Annotated in this window: 18 protein-coding genes and 1 pseudogene; 5 read left to right on the top strand and 14 right to left on the bottom strand. The window is 63.5% G+C overall.

Going from position 1 to position 24,718, the window contains the following annotated elements; translation table 11 throughout:
* Window position 1 precedes the first annotated feature (1 nt).
* Window positions 2–2,251 carry an ATP-binding protein gene (locus tag VT84_RS09945; protein WP_052559930.1) on the bottom strand — a complete coding sequence of 750 codons (2,250 nt, stop codon included), beginning with the start codon at window positions 2,249–2,251 and terminating at the stop codon, window positions 2–4.
* Complete coding sequence (locus tag VT84_RS09940; RefSeq protein WP_052559931.1) at window positions 2,248–2,835, bottom strand: biliverdin-producing heme oxygenase; 588 nt, start codon at window positions 2,833–2,835, stop codon at window positions 2,248–2,250. The genes VT84_RS09945 and VT84_RS09940 overlap by 4 nt, the downstream gene beginning before the upstream one ends.
* 370 nt (window positions 2,836–3,205) lie before the next feature.
* Here VT84_RS09940 and VT84_RS09935 point away from each other — a divergent pair, with 370 nt between their 5' ends.
* Window positions 3,206–4,276 (top strand): DUF3500 domain-containing protein, encoded by a 1,071-nt coding sequence (locus tag VT84_RS09935; protein ID WP_082839418.1) that lies wholly within the window; start codon window positions 3,206–3,208, stop codon window positions 4,274–4,276.
* Window positions 4,277–4,353: 77 nt separating this feature from the next.
* On the opposite strand, the gene VT84_RS09930 is transcribed toward VT84_RS09935, so the two are convergent.
* The 5 genes from VT84_RS09930 to VT84_RS09910 form a co-directional block, all read right to left on the bottom strand.
* Complete coding sequence (locus tag VT84_RS09930; protein WP_239465764.1) at window positions 4,354–5,280, bottom strand: TIM barrel protein; 927 nt, start codon at window positions 5,278–5,280, stop codon at window positions 4,354–4,356.
* A gap of 179 nt (window positions 5,281–5,459) precedes the next feature.
* The gene (locus tag VT84_RS09925; RefSeq protein ID WP_082839417.1) at window positions 5,460–7,337 is read right to left on the bottom strand and encodes a NuoM family protein; all 1,878 of its coding nucleotides are present in this window, start codon (window positions 7,335–7,337) and stop codon (window positions 5,460–5,462) included.
* 122 nt (window positions 7,338–7,459) lie between these two features.
* Complete coding sequence (locus VT84_RS41985; RefSeq protein WP_082839416.1) at window positions 7,460–10,045, bottom strand: NADH-quinone oxidoreductase subunit L; 2,586 nt, start codon at window positions 10,043–10,045, stop codon at window positions 7,460–7,462.
* Between the two features lie 90 nt (window positions 10,046–10,135).
* Window positions 10,136–10,450, bottom strand: a complete 315-nt coding sequence (gene nuoK, locus VT84_RS09915) for an NADH-quinone oxidoreductase subunit NuoK (protein WP_052559936.1) — start codon at window positions 10,448–10,450, stop codon at window positions 10,136–10,138.
* Entirely contained in the window at window positions 10,447–11,025 is a 579-nt protein-coding gene (locus VT84_RS09910) for an NADH-quinone oxidoreductase subunit J (protein ID WP_082839415.1), read from the bottom strand. The genes nuoK and VT84_RS09910 overlap by 4 nt, the downstream gene beginning before the upstream one ends.
* A gap of 126 nt (window positions 11,026–11,151) precedes the next feature.
* Between VT84_RS09910 and VT84_RS09905 the strand changes: the two genes are divergently transcribed.
* Window positions 11,152–12,603, top strand: a complete 1,452-nt coding sequence (locus VT84_RS09905) for a TIGR02996 domain-containing protein (protein ID WP_082839414.1) — start codon at window positions 11,152–11,154, stop codon at window positions 12,601–12,603.
* A gap of 11 nt (window positions 12,604–12,614) precedes the next feature.
* Here the strand turns inward: VT84_RS09905 and VT84_RS09900 are convergent, their stop codons facing one another.
* The 3 genes and pseudogenes from VT84_RS09900 to VT84_RS09890 all read right to left on the bottom strand — a co-directional run bounded on the left by VT84_RS09900 (window position 12,615) and on the right by VT84_RS09890 (window position 16,297).
* The gene (locus tag VT84_RS09900; RefSeq protein ID WP_082839413.1) at window positions 12,615–13,838 is read right to left on the bottom strand and encodes a hypothetical protein; all 1,224 of its coding nucleotides are present in this window, start codon (window positions 13,836–13,838) and stop codon (window positions 12,615–12,617) included.
* A gap of 215 nt (window positions 13,839–14,053) precedes the next feature.
* A pseudogene (gene nuoH, locus VT84_RS09895) lies at window positions 14,054–15,219 on the bottom strand (NADH-quinone oxidoreductase subunit NuoH).
* Window positions 15,220–15,559: 340 nt separating this feature from the next.
* Window positions 15,560–16,297: an SDR family NAD(P)-dependent oxidoreductase gene (locus tag VT84_RS09890; RefSeq protein ID WP_082839412.1), complete on the bottom strand. Its 738-nt coding sequence runs from the start codon at window positions 16,295–16,297 to the stop codon at window positions 15,560–15,562.
* Window positions 16,298–16,586: 289 nt separating this feature from the next.
* Between VT84_RS09890 and VT84_RS41945 the strand changes: the two genes are divergently transcribed.
* Window positions 16,587–18,137 carry an NYN domain-containing protein gene (locus tag VT84_RS41945; RefSeq protein WP_082839411.1) on the top strand — a complete coding sequence of 517 codons (1,551 nt, stop codon included), beginning with the start codon at window positions 16,587–16,589 and terminating at the stop codon, window positions 18,135–18,137.
* A 142-nt stretch (window positions 18,138–18,279) separates the two neighbouring features.
* Window positions 18,280–20,856: a c-type cytochrome gene (locus VT84_RS09880; protein WP_082839410.1), complete on the top strand. Its 2,577-nt coding sequence runs from the start codon at window positions 18,280–18,282 to the stop codon at window positions 20,854–20,856.
* Between the two features lie 122 nt (window positions 20,857–20,978).
* Here VT84_RS09880 and VT84_RS09875 read toward each other — a convergent pair whose 3' ends face one another.
* Window positions 20,979–21,227: a hypothetical protein gene (locus VT84_RS09875; protein WP_052559948.1), complete on the bottom strand. Its 249-nt coding sequence runs from the start codon at window positions 21,225–21,227 to the stop codon at window positions 20,979–20,981.
* Window positions 21,228–21,418: 191 nt separating this feature from the next.
* Between VT84_RS09875 and VT84_RS09870 the strand changes: the two genes are divergently transcribed.
* Complete coding sequence (locus VT84_RS09870) at window positions 21,419–21,841, top strand: hypothetical protein (protein WP_082839409.1); 423 nt, start codon at window positions 21,419–21,421, stop codon at window positions 21,839–21,841.
* A gap of 507 nt (window positions 21,842–22,348) precedes the next feature.
* Here the strand turns inward: VT84_RS09870 and VT84_RS09865 are convergent.
* The 3 genes from VT84_RS09865 to scpB all read right to left on the bottom strand — a co-directional run bounded on the left by VT84_RS09865 (window position 22,349) and on the right by scpB (window position 24,689).
* Window positions 22,349–22,663, bottom strand: a complete 315-nt coding sequence (locus VT84_RS09865) for a hypothetical protein (RefSeq protein WP_052559952.1) — start codon at window positions 22,661–22,663, stop codon at window positions 22,349–22,351.
* Between the two features lie 268 nt (window positions 22,664–22,931).
* Window positions 22,932–23,948, bottom strand: coding sequence for a sulfate ABC transporter substrate-binding protein (locus tag VT84_RS09860; RefSeq protein WP_052559954.1), 1,017 nt, complete (start codon window positions 23,946–23,948; stop codon window positions 22,932–22,934).
* Between the two features lie 75 nt (window positions 23,949–24,023).
* Window positions 24,024–24,689 (bottom strand): SMC-Scp complex subunit ScpB, encoded by a 666-nt coding sequence (gene scpB / locus VT84_RS09855; protein ID WP_082839408.1) that lies wholly within the window; start codon window positions 24,687–24,689, stop codon window positions 24,024–24,026.
* Window positions 24,690–24,718 lie beyond the last annotated feature (29 nt).

Below are 24,718 nucleotides of genomic sequence, written 5' to 3'. Positions count from 1 at the left end.
GTCACTCTCTCTCGTGATTGTTCGTGATCGGCAGCGTGAAGTAAAACGTCGCGCCGCGGTTCACTTCGCCGTCGGCCCAGGTTCGCCCTTCGTGGCGCTCGACGATCCGGCGCACGTTCGCCAGCCCGATCCCGGTCCCCTCGAAGTCCTCCCAGCGGTGCAACCGCTGGAAGACGCCGAACAGCTTGTCGCGGTACTTCATGTCGAAGCCGACGCCGTTGTCGCGGACGTGGAACGTGTGCGCGTCCGCGCTGGTAGTCGAGCCGACCTCGACCACGGCTTCGTCGCAGTTCTTGGTATATTTTACCGCGTTTGCGAGCAGGTTGCGCACCGCCAACCGGAGCATCACCAAATCACCCTTTACTACTGGGAGCGGCGCGACCTCCCAATGCACCCGGCGGCCGGGGAACTCGGACATGACGTCCGCTCGCACCTCGGTCACGAGCGCGTTCATATCAATGGTCGAGCGGTCCAACGCAGTACGCCCCATGCGCGAGTACGCGAGCAGGTTGTCCACCAGCTTACCGGCGTAGATGCTGGACTCGATGATGGTGTCGGCGTGGCGCAGTTCGTCCCGCGCGAGCTTGTCTTTTGCGACGTCCTTGAGCAGCTCCGCGAACCCTACGATGTGGCGCAACGGCGCACGGAGGTCGTGGCTGACGGAGTACGAAAACGCTTCCAGTTCCCGGTTGCTGCGCTGCAACTCGACATTTAGTGCGGCCATCTCTTCGGCCTTGCGGAGCACGATCCCGAGGACCGCGTTGCGCAACTCGGTGGCCCCGTCCACCTCGCTCGTCAACCACGGCACGGCACGGGCGCGAACGGTCTGGGACCACGTCTCGAACGACTTCCGCGGGTGCAGCCGACCGGGTACGGCTCCCGCCTCGACTGTTTTCCGCGGGTCGCCGCCCCACCGGATCGTTTCGATCACTTCCGGGCGGAACCACAGGACCGCGGTCGGGTGCAACTTGGAGACAGAAATCGCGAGCAGTCCGCTCGCCGCGGCCGTGAACTCGGCGGCCGGCGGGTACACGGCCGAGAGGGCGTCCGTGTGGAATACTTCTTTGCGCTGTTCGCGGAACAGCCAGGTCGCGAGGCGCTGGACGTGACTCTCGGGCGGCGTGCGCCCGATCAGGCCGCACCGGTCCTCGCTGACCACCGCGGCCCCGGCCGCCCGGACGAACGCGAGGAAGTCGTCCGGGTGGTCGAGTAGGCCGGACACGAAATCGTCGGCCCGGGCCATGTGTGCGAGCAGTCGGGTGAGTACGGACTGGATCTCGACGCGGCGCACGTAGTCCGCGGCGTGCTCGCGCGCGGCCACCTGGAGGGCGAACACCTGCGCGAGCAGGTCGCACGTGGTGCGCACCTCGAACGGTACGACCCGCGCCGCGTGGTGGTGACACGAGATCAGCCCCCACAGGGCGCCGTCCTTCAGCACCGATACGGACATGGACGCGATCGTCCCCATGTTCCGCATGTACTCGACGTGGACCGGCGACACGCTCCGGAGCGTGGAGTGCGACAGATCGAGTGGCTGATTCGTGAGCGGGTTGAGCGCCGGTACGAGCGCGGCCGGGCGGTAGTTCGCGTCCGGGATGAGCCGCAGCCGGTTCCGCCGGTACAGTTCGCGGGCCTGCTTCGGGATGTCGGACTCGGGGAACCGGTGGTCCTGGTACGAGGGCAACCGTCCGGTGCCGTCTTCCCCGAGTACCACACCCGTGCCGTCCGGGTCGAACCGGTACACGAGCGCGCGGTCGAACCCGGTGACCCGGCGCACTTCGCGGGCCACAAGATGCGCCAGCTCGCTCACCGCCTGTGCGCCCTGGACCTTCGCAATGAACCCGGCCACGATCGGGTGCAGCCCGTGCGTGAGCGAAGCCTCTTCGGACGCGGGTTCAAATTCGAGAACAATGCCCCCGTCGGTCCGGTGGCCGACGGCGTTCAGGAGTCGGTCCCCAGCGCGGAACGCGCGGAGCAGTAGTGGTTCGCCGGTGGGCAGGAGCCGGGAGCCGATCTCTCGCAAGAGCGGCGCGCCTTCCGCGCCCAGCAGATCGGCGGCGTTTGAACCGATGGCCGCTACGACCGGTTTCTGGAAGAAGTCGGCGACATTCGCGCTGACTTGCAGGACAGCGAGTTCCGGGTCCGAGAGGACCACAAGGGCGCCGTGTGGCTGGATGCTTCCGGGAACGTGGATCGGTTCTCGAGCGCACGCATCAAGATTCAAATCTGCCGAACCGTCTGCCGCGCTCATAGTACCTCCCGGGTGGAGGCCAACCAGGAGTTGAAGCGCTCGAAGGTATCGGTCGCAGCGGCAACGAGTTGCTGCTCGGCTTCTGGAGCGGTGGCGAACCGCACGAGTGCGGAGCGGAACGCGGTCCACATCACGCCCACGCGGTCACCGTAACTGGCGAAGAACGCGCCACCGTGTTCCGGGGTATAGCCCAGGCGCGATTCGACCATTCTGCTAATGACCCGCCCCCCGAGAGTCGCGCCTTCGAGCACGTACATGTGTCCCAGTGCGCCGCCGAGGGACGAAATCTGCGGAGCGGGGCAGAGCGGAAAGCTACGGGGCGCCTGCCCGAGAGCGGCAAGATCTTTCGCAAGGTTCAGCGCCTTGCTGCGCTCCTCGAAGTGAATCCCCAATTCCTCATATCCATCGACCCGGCCGAGTGCCGTTTCGAGGGGCTGGTAGAAGCCGTACAACCGCCCCAGGAGAGCGGCATACGCGGCCGAATCCCGTAATCGGTTGTCCAAATCGAGCTGCTGCTCCGCCGCCGCGTGCTGGGTCGCGGTGTCGTGTTTGAGGCGCTCGAGTATACGCCCGGACGTTATCAACCGATTGCCCCCTGCGGACGGAAAGTGCTGTGGAGAGTGAGAGACGATTGCCCGAGCGAAGTTGCACTTCGGTCGCCGGCACAACGGCCCAGTGTTTCGTTTTTAGGGTCGTTGTCCAGTTGCAGGCGCATCAGCTCAAACTTCATTGAGTAGAAGGTAGGGGGAGCGCGAAGCTCGATGTCGACTTTTGTAAGCAACAGCACATTACGTGCCGAAGGGGGAATTCTGACAAGCCACCGCCGCTTCTGGTAGCAATTCGCGAGTCTCTCATTTCCTTCGCGCGTGACAGTAGCGTCCGGATCGGGTCTAATGGCGCACGTGACCGCGTGACTTCGCCCGCCCCTTCCCCCCTCGTGCCGGAGCGCGTCTCATGATGCCCGCCGAATCAAACCTGTCGTGTCCCGATTGCGAATCCGCGCCCGTTTCTTCGACCCCGTCCCACGCGGAACCGAACCTTTCGCTCGGGCGCCGCGACTTCATCCGCGTGCTCGGCACCGCCGCTGCCGTTGCCGTGACCGGTGGGCTGACCCCGCTCCAAAAGGCCCGGGCCGCGCGTGCCGAGAAGCAGGCGCAGGCCGAAGCGATGATTTTCGAGCTGTTCAAGTCGATGGACGCGGACCAGAAGAAGAAACTGGTGCGGCCGTACCACTTCACGGAGAGCGGGAAGGGGCTCCCGGCTCGGCTCTTGACGCACAACGCGGCCGACGGCAAATCGCGCATCGGCGACGAGTACACCAAGAAGCAGGTCGAACTGCTCGACCGGATTTTCCGCGCGATTGGGAACGGCGAAGAGGGGTACAAGCAACTGAGCCGCAACGGGCGGTTCGATGCGAGCAACGACTTCGAGACCATCGGCGCGCTGATCTACGGCGAAGCGGTGGAGGGGAAGAAATTCTCGCTGGTGTTCTGTGGGCACCACCTCACGGTCCGGTGCGACGGCAACTCCGAAGAGAAGACCGCGTTCGGCGGGCCGCTGTACTACGGCCACAGCCCGAGCGGGTACGCGACCACCAACGTGTTCTACAAGCAGACCAAGAGCGCGAACGAACTGTTCGGCGCGCTCAGCGCGGAGCAGCGCAAGACCGCGGTGCTACCGGGTAAGTGGAAGGACGAGCACGCCGGCGTTCCGGTGCCGGGCAAGGGTTCGACCGTTCCGGGGCTCGGGTTCGCGGACATGACCCGGGACCAGAAGGAACTGACCCAAAAGGTGATGGCGGAACTGGTCGCTCCCTACCGCAAGGAGGACGGTGACGAGGTAATGGAGATCATCAAGGCGAACGGCGGGATGGAGAAGCTGGCGATGGCCTTCTACCAGGAGGGGAAGATCAACGACAAGGAACCGTGGAGCCACTGGCGGTTGGAAGGTCCGGGGTTCGTGTGGAGCTACCGCGCGCTGCCGCACGTCCACACGTTCGTGAACATCACGAGTAAATTGAGCTAACCAGCACCGACCACGAATACGGGCCGCGCCAGTGATGGCGCGGCCCGCTGCGTTTGTGCCTTTCGGTGGTAACGTTCTTACACGTCGCACAGGGCCACGGCCTGTTTCAGCCCGGCGAGCGGGTCGCGGGTCGGGATGAATTCGTGCCCGATGTAACCTGTGTACCCCACGTCAACCAACTTCTTCACGACGGCCGGGAAGTTCACTTCTTGGAGGCCGTCGAGTTCGCCGCGACCCGGTACTCCGGCCGTGTGAACGTGCCCGATCAGCTCTTTCGTCTGGTCGATGCGGCGGAGCAGGTCGCCGTGCATCACCTGAACGTGGTAAATGTCAAAAAGCAGTTTGATGCGCGGGCTGCCGACCTTCTTGAGCACGGTCGCGACGAAATCGAGGTCGTCGCCCTGGTACCCGGGGTGCCCCTTCATCGGGTCCGAGTCGTCGCGCGTGTTGAGGTGCTCGAGACACACCGTCACGCCCTTTTTCTCGGCGTGGAGCGCGAGCTTCTTCAGCCCCTTCACGCAGTCGGCGAGCGCGTCGTCGGTGGAGATCACGGCCGACTTCGGGTCGTCCGGGTTCGTCCACTTGTAGCCCACGAACGCGATCACGCTCGGGTACTTGGCGTCCGCACAGGCGTCGATGGTCTTGCCCGTGCGCTCGATGATCTCGTCGTGGAACTTCTCGTTGTTGAACCCGCGCATGAACGGGGCGCCGGGCATCCCGTTGGGCGCGATCGCGCACACGAGGTCGTGCTTCTTGAGGGCGCCCCAATCTTCCGGCGCGATCAGCTCGACCGACTTGCACCCCAGATCCTTCGTGACGGTACACACCTTCTCGGTGTTCCACTTCTCGCCGCGTGCGTTGAAGCACCAGAACGCGACCGATTGGTTCGTGCGGCCCTTGAGCTTGGTCTTCGATTCTTCGGCGTGAGTCATTGTGTGAACCGTTGAGGCGGTGAGCGCGGACGCAGCGACCGCGCCTTTGAGGATCTGTCGGCGACTGTGCATGGTGTGACTCCCGTGGAGAGTAAGGAGCCACCGGAGTGTATCGCGCCGCAACGCCCGTGTCACGCGGTTGAGCGCGCAGGAATGTTTCACCGCAGAGGGCGCGGAGAAAAGCCAAGATCGGAAGATACGCTCGATCCGATCTTCCTCTGTGCCCTCTCGTGCCCTCCGCGGTGAACACTCTAAGGTTTCAGCGGGGCCATGTTTTCGATCCAACCGGCCACGCTCGGGTCCATCCAGTTGAACAACAACAGGCTCGGAACAACTCCCAGCGCGATTGCGAGCAGCGCGAACGGAAGCAGGCACACGGCTTCGCGTGGCGACAGTTCGGGGAAGTCTTTCGTGGCGGGGTTCGTTCCGAAGTAGACGCGCTGCCACGTCCAGAGGAGGTAGCCCGCGGTGAGAATCACGCTCGCCACGGCGGGGATCGCGAGTGCCGGTGAGAAGTTCCACGCGCCAATGAATACGCAGAACTCGCCGACGAACCCACACAGGCCCGGCAGCCCCATCGAGGCGAAGAACAGGATCGCGCTCAAGCCCGCGTAGAGTGGCATCGGTTCCTTCAGTCCGCCGAACCGGTTGAGGTCGCGGTGGTGGGCGCGGTCGTACACCACGCCGACGATGAAGAACAGTGCCGACGCAGTAATCCCGTGTGCGACCATCTGGAACATCGCACCATCGACACCCCACTGCCAGTACTGCGAACGGGTCTCGCTGCCCCAACTCGCCAGCCCGAGCACCACGAACCCCATGTGGCTGACGGACGAGTACGCGAGCAGCTTCTTGAAGTCGGTTTGCCCCATCGCGACGAGCGCGCCGTACACGATACTCACCACCCCGACCAACCCCACCCACCACGCGAGTTCGGCCGCGGCCCACGGGCACACCGGGAACGCCACGCGGACCAGACCATAGCCGCCGAGTTTCAGGAGCACCCCGGCGAGGATCATGCTAACGGGGGTCGGGGCTTCGACGTGTGCGTCCGGCAGCCACGAGTGCAGCGGAACGATCGGCACTTTCACTGCGAAGCCGAGGAACAGCAGCGCGAACACGAAATACTGGAACTGCTTCGTACACACGGGCTGTGACTTCAATCGGGCGAGCGCCGCGTCGCGGTCCACGCCCGGTGCGAAGAGCTTCACTTTGCTTGCGTCGTCGCCCTTGTTCGGTTCTTCCACCACGGCCGTCTTGACCGCGAGTCGGTCCTCCTGGCCGCTCAGAACGAGTGCCGCCGCGCGCCCGACCTTCGACAGTGTCACGAAATCGAACGTGTGAATTTCGACCTGGTTCGCTGCATCGTCGAGCGCGACGTGCGGGTTTTTCTTGTGCGAATCGAGTGCGCGCTGTTTGACCTCGGCTTGGTCCACGAAGTCGCGCGCGTTCACGGAGTAGAGCGCGAGCATCGCCACCAGCAGGCACACGCCGCCGAGCAGCGTGTAGATGACGAATTTGAGTGCCGCGAACTTGCGGTTCCCGCCGCCCCACAACCCGATGAGGACGTACATTGGGAGCAGCATCAGCTCATACGAGACGTAGAAGAGGAAGAAATCGAGCGCGAGGAACGCTCCGATCACGCCCGTTTCCAAAAGCAGGATCAGCGCGAGGTACCCGCGCACGGATTCCTGAATGTTCCAACTCGCGACGATCGCGAGTAGCACCACGAGCGCCGTGAGCACCACGAGCGGCAGGCTGATGCCGTCCACGCCGAGCGCGTACTGAATGTTGAAGATGGAGATCCAGGCGCGGCGCGCGACCCAGTCGTCCGAATCGAGTTTCTTCGGGATCGGTTGTGCGGCGTCACTGGCGGCCTTGTCCGCGCGGTTGTCGAGGCGCGTGTGAACGGAGTGGCCCGGTTTGCCGTTCGCGTCCAGGCGCCGGTCGAGCAGGTTGTAGTACCCGACGACGACGCACAGCGCGATCGACAGCGTACCGGCCGCGCCGAACGTGGCCCACCAGCGCATCCCCTCGGTCCACTTCGACGGGAACACGAACAGCCCGGCCGCACACACCGCCGGTAAGAACACGAGGATCGATAGCCAGGTGAGGTCCGTCTCGGGCATTCCTTAGCCTTATAGATGAGTCGGAGAAGAGCTTTTGACGGGATTAACGGGATCGAATACCGTGTTCCTTAAAATCCCGTTAATCTTGTAAATCCTGTCAGAAACTCATTCCGCCGTTTTCTTCATTTCGCCAGAACCGTGAGCATCCCCAACAACAGCGCAGCAGTCAAGGCCAGCGAGAGGACGTAGGACCGGATGAGGCCGGTCTGGGTGTCGCGGAACACGCGCCCCAGGGCGCCCGCAGATTGGCCGATCGCGTTCAAAATGCCGTCGAGCGTGAAGAAATCGAACGGTTTCGCCCGCGGTTCGGGATGATCGTGGACCGGGGGGCGCTTGTCGAACGCCGCCGCCGTGTGCGCGAGCCGCACCGTCGGGTTCACGAACGCGGCATCGTAGGCTTCATCGAAGTACCACTTCCGCAGGAGGAACCGGTACCACGCGGGGCCGCGGGCGTACAGCGCGTCTGGGGCGGGTGTCTTCCGGTAGAAGACGTGGAACGCGAGAAGTGCTCCCACCGCGGCCAGCACCAGCGCGATCGCTCCCGCAATCAAGTGAACGTGGTGCTCCTGCTGCTTCTCCGCTGCGAAGCCGATACTCACGCTGATCGGCTCAGCTTTGTGCAGCACGTGGCCGAGGTAGCTCGCTTCGGCGTCCCACACCGGCCAACCCCACGCGATCCCCACGCTGAACAACGCGAGAATGACGAGCGGGACCGTCATGACCGACGGCGATTCGTGTGCGTGTTCGTGAACGTGTGCGTCGCGCGGGGCGCCCGTAAACGCGAGGAACCAGAGCCGGAACATGTAGTACGCGGTCAGCCCCGCGGTCAACGCCGGGAGCACGAACAAGAGCACGTGTTCACGGTGTACGCTGACGTACCCCAACGCGGCCGAGAGGATCATGTCCTTGCTGTACCACCCGCTCAGGAGCGGCGCGCCGGAGATCGCGAGTACGCCGATCAGCATCGTGAACGCTGTGACCGGCATCTTCGATTTCAGACCGCCCATTTTTCGCAAGTCCTGTTCGTGGTGGCAGCCGTGAATGACGCTGCCGGAGCACAGGAACAGGAGCGCTTTGAAGAAGGCGTGCGTGATGAGGTGCAGCAACCCCGCGACCCACCCGCCGATGCCGAGCGCGAGCATCATGAATCCGAGCTGGCTGCACGTGGAGTACGCGAGCACGCGCTTGATGTCCGTTTGCACCAGAGCAATTGTTGCACTGATAAAGAGTGTGATCGCGCCGATGTACGCGATCGCGAGCAGCACTTCGGGCGCGAACAGCGGGTGACACCGGCCGACGAGGTACACGCCGGCGGCGACCATCGTGGCCGCGTGGATGAGCGCGCTGACGGGTGTTGGGCCTTCCATCGCGTCCGGGAGCCACGTTTGGAGCGGAACTTGTGCGCTCTTGCCCGCGCAGCCCATGAAGATGCCCAGGCCCATCACCACGAATAACCAGTAGGGAATCGCACCGTAGGTCGTGTACGTGGCGACGGGCGGAACGGCCGCCTTACCGTTCCGGTGCCCGCCGGACTGGATGCCGTCGAAGTGATCGGGGAGCACGATCGGGAACAGCGCGAGGTGCGTCCCGGTTCCATCTTTGGGCAGCACGTATTGCTGGTTCCCTCGCCGGTCGCGTTCGTCCGAGGGGTTTACGCGGACGAACCGGTTGGCGCTCTCCAGGCGCCGGTGGCTGTCGCGCTCCGGGGACCGCACCCGGTGGTTCATTTCGTCGAAGTTCAGCGTCCCGAGGTACGTCCACGCGACCAGTATCCCGATCAGGAACCCCGCGTCCCCGACGCGGTTCACGATGAACGCCTTATTCGCAGCGCGCCCTGCGCTCGGGCGCTCGTAGTAGAAGCCGATGAGGAAGAACGAGCACACGCCGACGAGTTCCCAGCTCACGAACACCTGGAACAGGTTGTCCGCGATCACCAGGTTCAGCATCGAGAAGCAGAACAGTGACAGGTACAGGAAGAACCGCCCGAACCGCCCGCGCCGGTGGAAGTGCTCAGAACCTACCCCCCCGGCCCCCCTCCCTAAAGGGAAGGGGGTGGCAGAACCCTCGGCGGTTTTTAGCCCCTCTCCCTTTGGGGGAGGGGTTGGGGAGGGGTTGCTTTCCGAACTGCCCTCGCTTTTTGCGTGGGCAGGGGAGATGGTCACCGCATGGTCCTCTACCGTCTTCTGCGTCTCGTCCTTCATGTACCCGAGCGAGAAGACGAAGATCAGTGTCCCGATTACGGTGACCATTGCGAAGACAACGGCCGTGAGGGAATCGATCTTGTACCCGAGTTCGAGCGCCAGGGCCGGCTTCGGCGTGGGGAGTTGCGGGTCGGCCTCGTGTTGGACTTCCCATACGGGCGGGGAGGTGGAATCGAGCGGCCCCAGGCGAATCCAGTCGACGCGCTCGCTCCATCGCGCGGCCCGCTGTTCGCCCGCGGAGGGATCGGTCAAGAAGTTCGCCAAACCGATGATGCCGAGCGTGGCGGAAGCTGCCATGAACGCGGTCGCGAAATACGCACCCGTTTTCAGAGGTGTGTCGCCGCCGAAGAGCCAGTAGAGCTTGCTCGCGAACCCGGCGGACTCTCGGAACGGTCGGCACAGTGAGCGGATCCCGCCCGCGGTGAGCAAGAATGCGAACGCCGCGAGCGGCAACAGCGTGCCGACCACGTACAGGCGCCCGGGAACGGACTGGAACCAGTCGAGCATCGCATCGGCTCCGCGTTCCCGAATCGGAGTTCCAGGTTCAGACACGAGCAGTTTGGTGCCGCTCGGAACCCGGAACCCGGGAACTAGAAACTATCCCCGTAAGTCCTTGGCCTCGTCCACGTCCACAGTGGCGTGATTGTTGTAGAAGTTCAAAATGATCGCCAGTGCGACGGCCGCTTCTGCGGCGGCCAGGACCACAACCATGAGGGCGAACACCTGTCCTTCGAGCCGGAACCCGGTGTTGAACCGCGCGAACGCGACCAAATTCACGTTGGCCGCATTCAGGATCAGTTCGACGCCCATGAGGATGCCGATCGCGTTCCGCTTCGAGGCGACGCACACCGCACCACACGCGAACAAGAACGCACCGAGCAGCAGAAACGGCGTCAACCCGATCTCGCTCATTGTTTCACTCGTTTGCGCTTCGCGCGAGCGAGGTACGCCGCGCCGACCAGGACCACGAGCAGGTGAACCGACACGATCTCGAACGGCAGCAGGTACGCAACTGGCGTGCGCACGGGCGGGGTCGCGTCCGGCACCCCGCTCACATACGCCTTCGGGCTGGTTTCGGTCACGCCCAGGAAGCTCAGCCCGAGTTGTCCGACCCCCGGGAGCGCGTCGTCTCCGGGCGGGGGAGAGCCGATTTTGAGTGACACGACCGCGAGGAGCGCGAATAGTACAGCACCGAGTGCCCCGCCCACGATCCACTCGACGCGCCGCGTGCGCAACTCGCGCAGCGGACCGTGGGCCGTGAGCATCACGCCGAACACGACCAGTACGAGCGTCCCGCCGACGTACACAATGAGTTGGGCCGCGCCCGCGAACTCGGCCCCGAGCAAGAAGTAAACGAGCGCGACGCCGATGAGCGTGAAGAGGAGCCAGACCGCCATCCGCACCACGTTGCGGGACGCGACCACGCCGACCGCGGAAACGCACGTTGCGGTGGCGACCAGAACGAACAAAATGAGTGGTAGCGACATCAGGCGGATCGTGTGGAGAGTGATCCCGGGTCGTTGGGAAAAGAATAGGGATAAGTTGCCGCGTGTCCGCCCGCAAGGATATTCCCGCACGAACGCCGGTGCGCGCCCCAGGAGTAGTCGATCGTGATGCCGCGATCCGCCCCGCCGTCGCCGCTGAACCCGGACCTGCTCGCGCTACTCGCGAGTTGCCGGTCCGCGCCCGCCGACGACACGCCGCGCCTGGTCCTCGCGGACTGGCTCGAAGAGCACGCGGATGTGTCCGGGCTGCCCTCCGCGGACGACGCCCGGGCGCGGGCCGCTCTGATCCGCGTGCAAGTGGAACTCGCGCACCCGACCTCGGATGCCGGGCGCGTGATCCAACTCCGGTCGATCGAACGGCGGCTAATCGCGACGCACTCCGAGCGCTGGATCGGCGATGCCGCGCGCCGGCTTTTCGAGTTGGGGCACCGGCCGTTCGGGTTCGCGGCGAACTTGCTCGTAGCGAACCGAATTACCACGAACACGCCCGTGTACTCGTTCGATCCGTTCTCGCCGCGAAATCGGTGGCGGTTCACGCGCGGGTTGCTGAGTATCGAACTGGGCGAGGACGAACAACGCGACCTCGAACTCGATGCGTGGTTCACGTCTCCGCTGGCCGCGTGGGTCGAGGAGGCGAGTATCACGCTCGGTGGGGTGGTCGCCCTGGAGCGACTGTCTGCGTGCGCTGGCATTCGACCGTATTTGGGCGTGCGGTACGCGGTCGGGACGACGGCGTTCTCGACGTTGCGGACGCCGCGCCCCGAACAGGAGGAAATGACCGAACGGCGCTGCAAACGTTTACTGAGGTCCGCGAACTTCAGTCTCGTGCGCGAACTCACGCTGTACGGCCCCGCTGTCGAAGTCGGATTCCTGCGCATGATGGTCGAAGCGAACGTGACTGGCGTGCGCCGACTCGCGGTAAAGACCGCACTGAGTGACACGAACGCCGCACTCCTGGCGTCTGCGCCGTTAGTCAACCTCTCCGCGCTCGACGTGTCTAGGACCGAACTGACCACGGACGGAATGAAGTTCCTGGCGGGCGCACCGCACGTGAAGCAACTGGCGGTATTGTCCGCGTACCGCAACCAGTTCGGGTGCGACGGGCTGGTTGCGCTGGCTGCGTCCCAGCTCGCGCGCACACTGAACGTCTTGGACCTTCAGAACACAGGCATCGGCGATCGCGGGGTGTCAGCGCTCACCCAATCACCCCTCTTGGAGCGGTTGATCGGACCGGCGCTGAACCTGTCCATGAACCCGGTCGGCGACGTGGGGGCGCAAGCTCTGGCCGGGTGTGAGCACCTGGAGCGGTTCACGGAATTGATCCTGCGCGCCTGCCACGTATCAGATGCGGGCGCGACGGCGCTGGCACAGTCGCCGCACGTCTACAACCTCGCGTACCTCGATTTGTGGAATAACCGCATTAGTGACGCGGGGGCGAACGCGCTGGCGAGTTCGCCATACCTCGAAAATTTGCGCGATCTGAGCATTCGCGACAACAACGTCACTGCTGTTGGGGCCGAGGCACTCTGCAAACGTTTTGTGGACCGGGTGCGCGTATAGGCGGTGGTTCGTCACGGACGAGCGTTGAGTGGTTCTGGCGAAACCGGTATGGGTGACGGTTCCGCTTGTGGCTTCACCGCGGGTAAAACGGCAATCGGTGCGACGAGGTCGGCGAGTAGAATAACGATCCACAGCCCCGTTCGCGTGCGACTGCGCACGGTCTGGTTCTGAAGCACTCGGAGGAAGAGCGGAAGCGCGAATACGGCCGCGGCCCAGTACGCGGCGAACGCCCACCACACGTGCCCGTCTGCGAACCACATCCCGACAATGGCAGGTAATCCCACGAAGATCACTACGCGCCGGAACCCGCGTGCGAGGGCCGATCGCGTTTCGAGGGACCACGCGGATTGTGTGAGCGCGTGAGTGGTCGTTCCCGCCAGGAACGCGAGCGGGAACGACACGATGAGGAGCATCCGTGTCGGAACGCGGAACAGATTGAAGCCCGGGAGCCAATCGACCAGGACGGCACCACCGAGCGCGAACGCGACCAGTCCACACAATACGCCGAACTGCCCCCGCGCGACCTTGCCCGCCACGAGCGGCGCAGCGATCGCAGCCGCGAGCCAGTACACGCCGAAAATGCCCTGCATCTCCCACGAATAAGGAGGCGAATACGACAGCGACGGCCCCAAGAGGGCCAGCGCGGTCGGCAACCCGATGTTCAGCGCGCCACTCGCTTCGAGACCCGCGTTCTGTGCGGCCCACGGCCCTGCTCCCATTGCGGGAACCAAGTGGAGGGCTGAAAGTGCTACGCCTACACCGATCGCACCGGCCCAGCACAAAAACCATCGAGGGATACGTTCACGTTCACGCGGAAACGTCCACGCGACCGCGAACACACCCGCGTACAACGTCCACTGCGGGTGCGTTTCGAGGGTCAGTAGCGCAGACGCTGTCATCGCACACAGCGCTGACCACACACTCCGCCGATCTGTCGCACGTTCGGCGAACAGTAGCACAAGCGGCAGCCACGCGAGTCCCGCTGTGACGCTGTGCCCCGCGAGCAGGAGGTGCGTCATCCATTTCGACGACAGCATGAACCCCGCAGCCGCGACAACGCTGCCGACTTCGTTCAATGCACGCGACCGCGCGTAGCAGTAGGCGAACTGACCGGCAGCCAGGACGTGGAGCGCCACCACCCAACTGAGTGCAGCACCGGCGGCACTTCCGGGCACAACGCGAGTCAGCGCTTTCGCAAGCGGACCCGTGAGTTGGTCGAGGTCAATCGCGCGCAACGCCTGCGCGGGGTGAAGGATCAGTGGGTGGAAATAGAGCGCCCAGAGCAGGACCAGAACGAGCTGAGGTCGGAGTGATGGGAAGAACCTCTCCCCAACCCCTCTCCTAAAAAGAGAGGGGCTTGAAGCCACCCCGGGGATTTGAGTGCCTGCTGTACTTGGTTCTGTCCCCCCTTCCTTTTTAGGGAAGGGGGTTAGGGGGTTAGGTTCCACGCTTATCGCCGTCCCGATAGCGTCGACGGCTGACCGCCCCAGGCGCCCGGGAGTTGGCCCGCGGGTGCGGCAGCGGTGCCTGCCGAGCGGAACAGGCTCGCGAATACCGCGAGCGGAACGAACACGCTCACGAACGCAAGCGCATATTTGACAGCGAGCGCAACGATTGCGGGCACGAGCAACTGCCACAAGCACACGCCGACGAGCAGCACGCAGCTAATCGGCAGGAAATATTTCAGACACGTCATCATTACCTGATCGATGCGCAGTCGCGGGAAACTCCAACGCACCCAGATCATCACCAGGACGAGTACCCAGCACTTCCCAACGAACACTATGAGGTTCAACAGGTTCCCCAACCAGAACCCGAGGTGCTCTGGGGCCGACGGCTCGAACGGCAAGAATCCCGTGTGCCACCCGCCGAGGAAGAGGAGGGCGGCCAATCCGCTTACGGCAAACATGCTGCCGTATTCCGCGAGGAAGAAGTACGACCACCGGATTCCGCTGTATTCCGTGTGGAACCCCGCGACCAACTCGCTCTCCGCTTCCGCGAGGTCGAACGGCGCGCGCTTGCAACTCGCCGTACTCGTGATGAAGAAGATGAAGAACGCCACGAACGTGAACGGGTCGTGGAACAGGTTCCAGTTCCAGAGCCAACCCGCCTGTTGTGCCCCAACGACATTCAAGTTCAGCGTCCCAGCGGCACACACCGGCACAACCACACACATTGCACGCGGAACTTCGTAACTCACCACTTGGGCCGCTTCGCGCACCCCGCCGAACAGCGACCATTTGCTCGCAGAAGCGTACCCGGCCAGAACGATACCGAACACCTCGCTCGACAGTACCGCGAGCATAAAGAACACGCCGACGCTCAGATCCTGCGCGACCAAGCCGGCTCCAAACGGCAGCGCGAGGAACCCGCAGAAGCTCGCACAGAATGCGAGGTAGGGGGCGAGCCGGAACAAGAGCTTATCGGCCCCGCGGGTGCAACGTCTTCCTTCACAATGAGTTTGATGCCGTCCGCGAGTGACTGGAGTAGCCCGAGGGGGCCGACGCGGGTTGGCCCAAGGCGGTCCTGCATGCGCGCGGATACTTTCCGCTCCGCCCAGATGCCGAGGAACGCGGACAGGCCGATGAACCCGAACAGTGCCCCTGCCGCAACCACACCGGTCGCGATCAGGTTCCACGGGTGCGGCAGAAATTCGGACCACACGTCGGGCACGATGCGTCACCTGGAGAGGGGCCACCCGGTCGGGGTACTGACTCGCTGCCAGAGGTTAGTCCATGCAGGGGGCTTAACCTGTAAGCCCCCGTGTGCTTCTGGAAGGCACAACTCGTTACCGCCCGCGGCGTAGCGCCGCAGAGTTCGCTACCTTGAGCCAACCGGGTGGCGTTTGGAGAGTGTACCGGGTGCAAATGCCGCGTGCCACTGCGGAAGGGATGAAGTGGCGGGCCAAACCGTGCCGGGGCTGTATGGACGCGCCCGGCACTCAACGAATCTCGATTTAATACGTCGCGCGCCCACCGCTGATGTCGAAGCAAAAGCCGGTGGTGAAGCTGCAATCGGAGCTGCTCAGGAAGTGGACCAGCGCCGCGACTTCGTCCGGCTTCCCGGTACGGCCCAGCGGGATCTTGCTCAACATCATGTTAATTTGCGACTGATCGAGCTGGTCCAGGATCGGCGTCTGGATCACGGCCGGGGCCACGCTGTTCACGCAGATGTCGCCCTTACCGACCAGTTCCTTCGAGAGCGACTTCGTGAGCGCGATAACGGCCGCCTTGCTCGCGGAGTACGGGGCCATCTTCGGGTTGCCCTCTTTACCCGCGATGCTCGCGATGTTCACGATGCGCCCGTACTTGCGCTCGATCATCGAGGGGAGCACGGCCTTGCAGCACAGCACGAGGCCGGTCACGTTGATCCCGAGCACGAACTCCCAGTCCTCGCGCACGCTCTCCCAAATGGGCACGTCGCGCCCCTTGCGGCTCGCGACCCCGGCGTTGTTCACGAGCACGTCCACCGGGCCGGCCTTCGCCGCGATCTCGCCGAACACGCGGTCCAGGTCCGCTTCCTTCGTCAGGTCGCCGACGAGCGGGACGCCGCCGATGTCGCTCGCGACGCGGTTCGCGCTGTCCGCGTTCATGTCGAAGACGCCGACCTTGGCGCCGGCCCCGGCCAGGCGCCGACAAATCGCTTCACCGATGCCCTGACCGCCACCGGTCACCACCGCCACCTTGCCGTCCATCCGGAAAAAGTTCGTGGACACGTCGCACCTTTGGGGAGAATCGTTTGCGGATGGATACGTTGTAGACGCGCGACCGCGGACGAGAACCCCTTCGCCGCTCCTTAACAAAAAGGAGCGGCGAAGGGGTTCGGATTTTCTCCTTTCTCCGTTTGGGGTTGGGTTGGGAAGGGGGGCGGGCGCGGGTCTTTTCTTCTCATTTCGGTCTGGGCTTCCCCCGCCCGCGAAGGTTTCGCACAATAGCGGCGTCTGGAGGAAGGGACGAACTCGCAACCGGAACGGCAGGAATGGGATGAAAGCACACCGCGCGGGCGACGGCGAACGGTCGCTGGCCGTGTTCATCGATTTCGAGAACATGGGCCTGGGCTTCAACAACCGCCGCGACCGGTTCGAGATCACCAAGGTGCTCGAACGGCTGGTCGAGAAGGGCAAGATCGTCTGCAAAAAGGCGTATGCCGACTGGAGCCGGTTCGGGATGTACACCGGCGGGCTGCACGAGGCCGCCATCGAGCTGATCGAGATCCCGCGCCGCGGCGTGACGGGCAAGAACTCCGCCGACATCCGGCTCGTCGTGGACGCGATCGACCTCGCGTACTCCAAGGACCACATCGACACGTTCGTGATCGTTTCCGGCGACAGCGACTTTTCGCCGCTCGTGTCCAAGCTGAAGGAACTCGGCAAGCACGTCATCGGGCTGGGGCTGTCGGACGCGACGTCCGACCTCCTGCGCGACAACTGCGACGAGTTCATCTACTACGAAGACCTGGACCGCGCGCCGATCATCCCGATCGCGGTGAACGAGCAGATCCCGGAGAAGAAGCGGAAGGTGTTTGCGATTCTCCTCGATTCGCTCCTCGCACTGCGGCGCGAGAACAAAGAAGTCATTTATTCGTCGATGCTGAAGGACACGATCAAGCGGAAGAAGCCGTCGTTCAACGAAGATTATTACGGCTACCGCACGTTCAGCGAACTGCTCGAAGACGCCCAGCGCGAGGGGCTGCTCGAACTGGACAAGCACCGGACCAGCGGCATGTACGTCGTGGCGCGGTTCGGGCTGGAGCTGAAGGCCGGCGCGGTCCCACCGGTCCCGCGTGCGATGGCGCTCCCGCCCCGGAACGGCGGTGAGCCGCGCAAGGTGCTCGAACTCCCCCCGCGCAACGGAAACGATCAGCGGCGCGCGGTCGAACCACCCGTGGTGCGTCCCAACAATGAGGTGCGGAGAGTTGTAGAGCTGCAGAAGCCGGTCGCGCCCCCGGTGCCAGTGGCGGTCGCGCCTGTGGAGAAGCGTGCGGTCGCGCCTCCAGCCCCACCACTCGAGAAGCGCGTGGTAACGCTCCCGGTCGCGCCGGTGAAATCCGTCGCCCCGCCGAGGCCGGTCGCGCCGGTGAAACCCGTTGCCCCGCCGAAGCCCGTGGACCGGCGCGAGGAGCGGGACGACGACCGGCCGCTCGGCCGCGAACTCGTGGACGATTTCGACGCGCTCGATGACGAACCGCTCGACGAGATCCCGAGCTACGGGCCGAAGAAAGTGGAAGCGAAGCCGGCGCCCGTGAAGCCGGCCGCGCCCGCGAAACCCGCGGCTCGCACTCCGGCCAAGCCCGCGGCAGTAAAAGAGCCGGTGGTCAAGGCGCCGGCGAAGCCCGTGGCGAAAGCCAAGGAGCCGGCCGTAAAGCCCGCAGCCAAGGAGCCCGCGCGACCTGCGGCCAAGGCGCCCGCAAAGGAACCGCCCGCCGCAAAAGACACGCCGCCGCCCGCGAAACCGGCGCGCCGCGCGGAACCGAAGCCCGCGCCGAAGCCGCTCCCGCCGGTCAGTGACGACGACGAGTTCGGGGCGGGACTGTGACCGTTTGACCGTGTGTTTGGTCGCTGATTTGGGGCGCCGGTCTCATGCCGGTGCCCCAAAAGTATGAGAGCTACGATCGAATACCATTTCTGTTCCGGTCGGGTATACTCACCTCGAACTTTCCCGCCGGAGATCTCCCCTCATGACTCGCTTCCGTCACTGCGCGACCGGACTCGCGCTGTCCGCCGTGCTGTTCGCACTCAGTCCCGTGAGTACCGCGCAGCCGGCCAAGAAGCCCGTCGACCCGCCCGCCACCGACCCCGCGACCATGAAGGTCGCCAAGGGGTTCAAAGTTGAACTGATTTTCTCCGTTCCTCAATCCCAGGATCCGACAAAAACGATGGGTTCGTGGGTCAGCATGTGCGCTGATGCGAAGGGGCGGCTCATTGTCTCGGACCAGTACGGCGCGCTGTACCGCGTCACGGTCGCCCCGCCCGGCGCGAAGGGCGCCCCAGCCATCGAGAAGATCCCCGCGGCGATCGGCTCGGCACAGGGGTTGTTGTGGGCGTTCGACGCGCTTTACGTCGTGGTGAATGCGTCGAATAAGAGCGGGCTGTACCGCGTCACCTCGTCCAAGAAGAACGACGTACTCGATACAGTGGAGCTGCTCCGCGCTCTTGAGGGCGGTGGAGCGGAGCACGGCCCGCACGCGGTGTTGATGAACCCGGACGGCAAGCGGCTCACGGTCGTGTGCGGGAACCAAACCAAGCTCACGAAGTTCAACGCCACGAAGGTTGCACCTGTGTGGGGCGAGGACCACCTGCTCCCGCGCGTCCCGGACGGCAACGGCTTCATGAAGGGCACGATGGGGCCGGGCGGCGCGATGTACAACGTGTCGCCGGACGGTAAGAACTGGGAGCTGTTCAGCGTCGGGTTCCGCAATCAGTACGACGCGGCCTACAACAAGGCCGGTGACCTGTTCACCTATGACGCCGACATGGAGTGGGACTTCAACACGCCGTGGTACCGTCCGACGCGCGTGTGCTTCGTTCCACCCGGCAGCGAGTTCGGCTGGCGCAACGGTGCGGGCAAGTACCCCGTGTTCTACCCGGACACGGTCGCGCCCGTGGTGAACGTCGGCCCCGGGTCGCCGACCGGCGTGTGCTTCGGGTACGGTGCGAAGTTCCCCGCCAAGTACCAGGACGCTTTCTTCATCTGCGACTGGAGTTACGGCAAGCTCTACGCGACGCACCTCACCCCAAACGGCAGCACCTACAAGGCCGAACTCGAAGAGTTCGTGACCGGCACGCCGCTCCCGCTCACCGATATCATCATCAACCCGGTGGACGGCGCGATGTACTTCACCATCGGGGGCCGGAAGACCAAGAGTGGCCTCTACCGCGTGACGTATGTGGGGGCCGAGTCGACGGAACCGAGTCAGCCGCAACCGATCGGGGGCGAAGCGGGCAAGCAGCACCAGTTGCGCAAGAACATTGCCGCGGCGGGTGAGGCGAAGCAGCCGGAGTTCAAGAAGATCTTTGAAATGATGGAGGGGGCCGACCGGGTCGGGCGCATGCAGGGGCGCACGGCGCTCGAACTGCACCCGAAGGGCGACTGGCAGCAACTCGCCCTCAACGCACAGAACCCCGCCGTCGCGACGCAAGCACTGCTCGCGCTGGTGCGAGTGTCGGCTTCGTGCCCGTTCCACCTGAAACCGGGAACCCCGAAGCCCGACCCGGCGGTGCGCGCGAAGGTGCTCGAAGCCCTAGCACGGTTCGATTTCGCGAAACTCACGGACGAACAGAAGCTCGACGTCGTCCGCGTGTACCACGTCCTCTTCAATCGCTTCGGCCCGCCGACCGCGGACGAGCGGAAGGCGTGGCTCGCGAAGTACGCGCCCGCGTTCCCGGACAAGAACCGGTTCGTGAACGGCGAATTGCTCCAGGTGTTCGTCTACCTGCAAGACGAGAAGGCCGCGTCGATCGGGATGAAGTTGCTGAAGGACGCTCCCACGCAGGAAGAACAGATCGAATACGCTCGCGCGCTGCGGATGCTCAACACCGGTTGGACCCCGGAACTGCGCACGGGATACTTCGAGTGGTTCGTGAAGGCCGCCGCGTACAAGGGCGGGAGCAGCTTCGGTAAGTTCCTGAAGCTGATTCGCGACGACGCGATTGTCACGCTCACGCCGAGCGAGAAGACCGCCCTCAAGGATCTCATCAACGCGGACCCGGCCACCGTGAAGCTGCCGCCCGAACCGGCGCGGCCGTTCGTGAAGGCGTACAAGCTGACCGACCTCACGGACGCGCTCGATAAAGGGCTGAAGTCGGGGCGCGACTACGACCGTGGGCGCAAACTGTTTGCGGCCGGGAAGTGCTTCGCGTGCCACCGGTTCGACGGCGAGGGCGGGAGCAACGCCCCGGACCTGACCGGCGTTGCCGGGCGGTTCAGCCCGCGCGACCTGCTGGAGTCCATCCTCGACCCCAGCAAGGAGGTCAGTGACCAGTACGCAGCGGTCGAGATCCGTACCACCGACGACCGCGTTATCGCGGGGCGCATCGTGAACCTGAACGCCGATAACGTGATGGTGAACACCAACATGCTCGATCCCGGCTCGGCGGTCACTGTGGACCGCAAGGCGATCGAGAGCATGCGCCCGTCGAAGGTGTCGATGATGCCGACCGGCCTGATGGACACGTTCAAGGAAGACGAAGTGTTGGACCTGATGGCGTATGTGCTGTCGCGCGGGGACCGCAACAACGCGGCGTTTAAGAAGTAACGTTAGCTCGCTCAACAACGGTACCCGGTTCCACGCCCTTGGGTGGAACCGGGTACCGTTGTTGAGTGAAGGGTACTTCTGCGCGCGATCGCCTCCATTAAGATGGGCCGCGGTACTTGCACTTATCGCTGAGAAACGACGGATTGTGATTGAGGATCGGCTTTGACGATGCGCTCGATATCGTCGGCCGAATACCCGTTGGCAATGAGATCGCGCTTCAACTGACTGAGTGCCTCGGTTCGTCGGGCCGTGGTGAGGAACGGGATAGCGATCCCGGTCACGACGACCACCGTTGTGCAGATGAGTCCGCCCACCACGGACACGAGCCCAATTAGTTGCGCCCCGGTCATCCCGGAAATGACCTCACTCATCTCGCACCTCGTTGTGTTTGTTTCCCGAGTCGCGTGCCCGTCTTTGCCATTCGCCAGACAGTCTTCAATATTTTATCGAATTTGAAAGCCGCAAGCCGATTTCGCGAAATAGCGGGAGAGGCCCTCGGAACGGGCCGGTTCCGGACGTGTTCCGGGGACCGTAGGTCTCTCGCAACGGAAGGCGAAACGAAATGGGCACGGAACGAGAGCCGCAGCGAACCACTTGGCGGTACTTGGTGTGGGTGATCGTTGGGTTATTCTGGTACGTGACGACGCGCGATTTCCACCTCACAACGGAACTGGCGGTTATCGTAACGGCTTCGCTTGTTGTGGCATTCGCCGTTGCTGTTGATGTCAATCACCTCGTTTTGATCCCCCGGTACTGGCGATCTCGTCGATACGGCACCTACGCCGCTTTTCTGTTCGGAACAATGGCCATACTGACGGCGATCGCATTAACCGTGATCCGCGTCTCGTACTTTCGGTTGCACGGTCCGGATGCCGACCCCTACGGGATGTACAAACACTTTGTCATCGACCTGTTCGGTGTGGCCGTCCACGTTGCCGCGGCAGCGGGGATCGTTTGGATATGGCGCCGAACTATGACGCGGTAGTTCGTATTAGCTACGGATTGTAATTGAAATTAGATTTGTTTGATTGATGCGAGAATCGCATTGGGTGGCCTATAAACACAAACGGCGGGATGATCCCGCCGTTGCAACTTCCCGAAATATCTAGTTTCAGTGGGTGAGGCGGGACTCGAACCCGCATGTTCCTCACGGAACGGGGGATTTTCGTACCACTTCGGCTTTCGCCGCCCCGTTTGGGTTTGTGGTCTGGACTATACCTTGACCGTGGGCGCCCGCCGTAGGTCGCTGCCGTCTAGTCTCTACACTTTCTTGTTCTTCGCGTACCAATGGGGCGCGACACGTGTGAAGAACAAACTTAGCTCGGTGTTACCTCGCCGGGGCAGGGGCTTCACCGAATTTGACAGCATCCCACGGGCGGTTTCCCCTCCCGTGGCTCAATTTCTGTTTAAGTCCCCTGTGTCTGCCATTCCACCACTCACCCAGAACGGGGCCATCATTACCAACGGCCGCGTTACCGACAAGGCGAGTGTTTTACGCGAACATCTCGGCGACGTCCACGAGCTTCTTGACCTGATCGGCGCCGAGTCGGTTCACCAGGCTTTGAACGGCCTGGAGGTCCGAGAACTGTGCCCCGCCCTTGCGCCCGCCGGTTTTGGCCCCGCCGCCCTTTTCGCGCTTGATGACCGACTTGTAGTTCGAGATGATGTTGGTCGCGAGTTCGGTGTCGTATTGCTCTTTGATGAACTCCTGTAACTCCTGCGGACCGACCTTCCAACCCTTTTCGTCGAGTGCGGCTTGGACCATTGCCTTCTGCGTGATTTTCCCTTCCTGTTTAGCCTTCGCCACAGTCGGTGCTCCGGTAAAAATGTGTAGTGTTTGAGATGCGTACATCTCAATAATTTTGATTTAGTGTTTAGTATGCGCGATGTGAAGACAGATGTGAAGCTTTTTTACAGATTGTGATTTGGACGTGCCGTGTTGAGGTGAGGGGCTCGCCTGCGTGCTGTTGAGGATGTGTATCTTTAGCTCGTGGCGCCGTAGTCGGATGTCTATGCGAAATCAATACTACGGGCGCCAGCTCAACAACGACGCGAATTCGCATCATGAACGGCCGTCAACGGCCGGACTGATAGATTTGATCGAAGATCCCGCCCTCGGAGAAGAAGTCGGTTTGGATCTTGGTCCAATCGCCCAGTTCCATTATTGGGTCGGTCGCGCGGTACAGTTTGATCGGGGGGAACCGGCTCTCGTTCTTCTTCGCGACCTCCGGGTGCCCGGGGCGGAAGAACGTTTCAGCGATCAACTCTTGGGCGGTGGGCGTGTACAGGAACTTGAGGTACTCTTCGGCCGCGAGGCGGGTACCCTTGCGGTCCGCGTTCGCGTCCACCAGGGCCACGTGTGGCTCGGCGCGGACGCTCACTTTCGGGTACACGATCTCCACCGCGTCCTTGAGTTCGCGCTTCTCCAGCCACGCCTCGTTTTCCCAGGTCAGGTGAACGTCGCCGATGTTCTTGCGGGCGAACGTGACCGTGGCCCCGCGTGCGCCCGTATCGAGCACCGGGACGCGCCGGTACATTTCGGTGATGAAATCCCGCGCATCCTTTGCCGATCCCCCCGCGGCGCGTATCGCGATCCACGCGCCGAGTAAATTCAGCTTGGCGCCGCCTCCAGTTTTCGGGTTCGCGGTGATGACCTTCAGGTTCGGCTGGAGCAGATCCTTCCAGTCCTTGACTCCGAACGGGTTACCCTTCCGCACCACGAACACGATGGTCGAGTGATACGGCAGTGAGCGGTCCGGCAGGCGCTCTTCCCAACCGTTCGCGATCAATTTCTTGGATCGAATGTTATCGACGTCGGCCCACATCGCGAGCGTGACCACATCGGCCGGGATTCCGTCGATCACCGACCGCGCCTGGCTGCCGGAGCCACCGTGTGACTGCCGCACACGAACCCGCTTCCCGGTGAGCGCGTGATAATGTTCCGCGAACAGGCGGTTCATCCGGCGGTAGAGTTCGCGTGTGGGGTCGTATGACACATTCAGCAGTTCAAAGTCGTAGTCCGGTCCCGAGCACCCGCTGAACGCAGATAGCCCGGCGAGCGACGACGTGGCGATGAATTGGCGACGGTTCATGCCGCTAGTATATGAGCCAATGGTCGGGAGTGTCGATTTTTGTTTACAATGGTGATTAGCTTATTTATCAACGGACTAAGCCGGTCGCTCACCGAGTCGGAGAGATTCAACTTCGGGCAGGTCTTTGAGTGAGTTCAGACCGAAAGCCTGGAGGAATTTCTTGGTTGTGCCGTACACCTGCGGGCGCCCCAAAGAATCGTGCCGACCCGCGACGCGGACCAGCCCCTTTTCCATCAACTGGCGGACCACTTCTCCGCACGCAACTCCTCGCACTTTTTCGACTTCTGCGCGCATGATGGGTTGCTTGTAAGCGACGACGGCCAGCGTTTCGAGGGCCGCTGGGGTGAGGCGCAGTTCGTGTCCCGTGCGCTTGAGTCGCGCCAACCACGTGTGATACTGCGTGCGCGTGAGCAGTTGATAACCGCCCGCGATCTCTTCGACCTGAAACGCGGACCCGTCCGCATCGTTGAGGGCTTGCAGGCGTGCGACGAGTGCTCGGGCCTCGACCGCGTCCGCGAGGCCGGCCACATCCGCAAGTTTGCGTGCGGGGAGGGGCTCATCGGCGATCATGAGAGCGGCTTCGAGTCGGGCGAGCTTCCCGTCGCGTGCGTGCGGGTCGTGTGCGATCGGTTCGGCAGGCTCCGCGCGTAAACGCAGCGCGGGCGGGAGCGCGGTGTTGCCGGGGCGCTGAGTGAACGGGCGCACGCGCGCCGAGCCGTGTTGTTGGCGCAAGTGGTTCAAATTCGTGCCCCTCGCCGCGTTCCCGGTGT

The sequence above is a fragment of the Gemmata sp. SH-PL17 genome (genome assembly GCF_001610855.1).
Lineage (GTDB): Bacteria > Planctomycetota > Planctomycetia > Gemmatales > Gemmataceae > Gemmata > Gemmata massiliana.
Note: the sequence above shows the minus strand (reverse complement) of the source record. Positions and strands in the feature narration are given on the sequence as shown.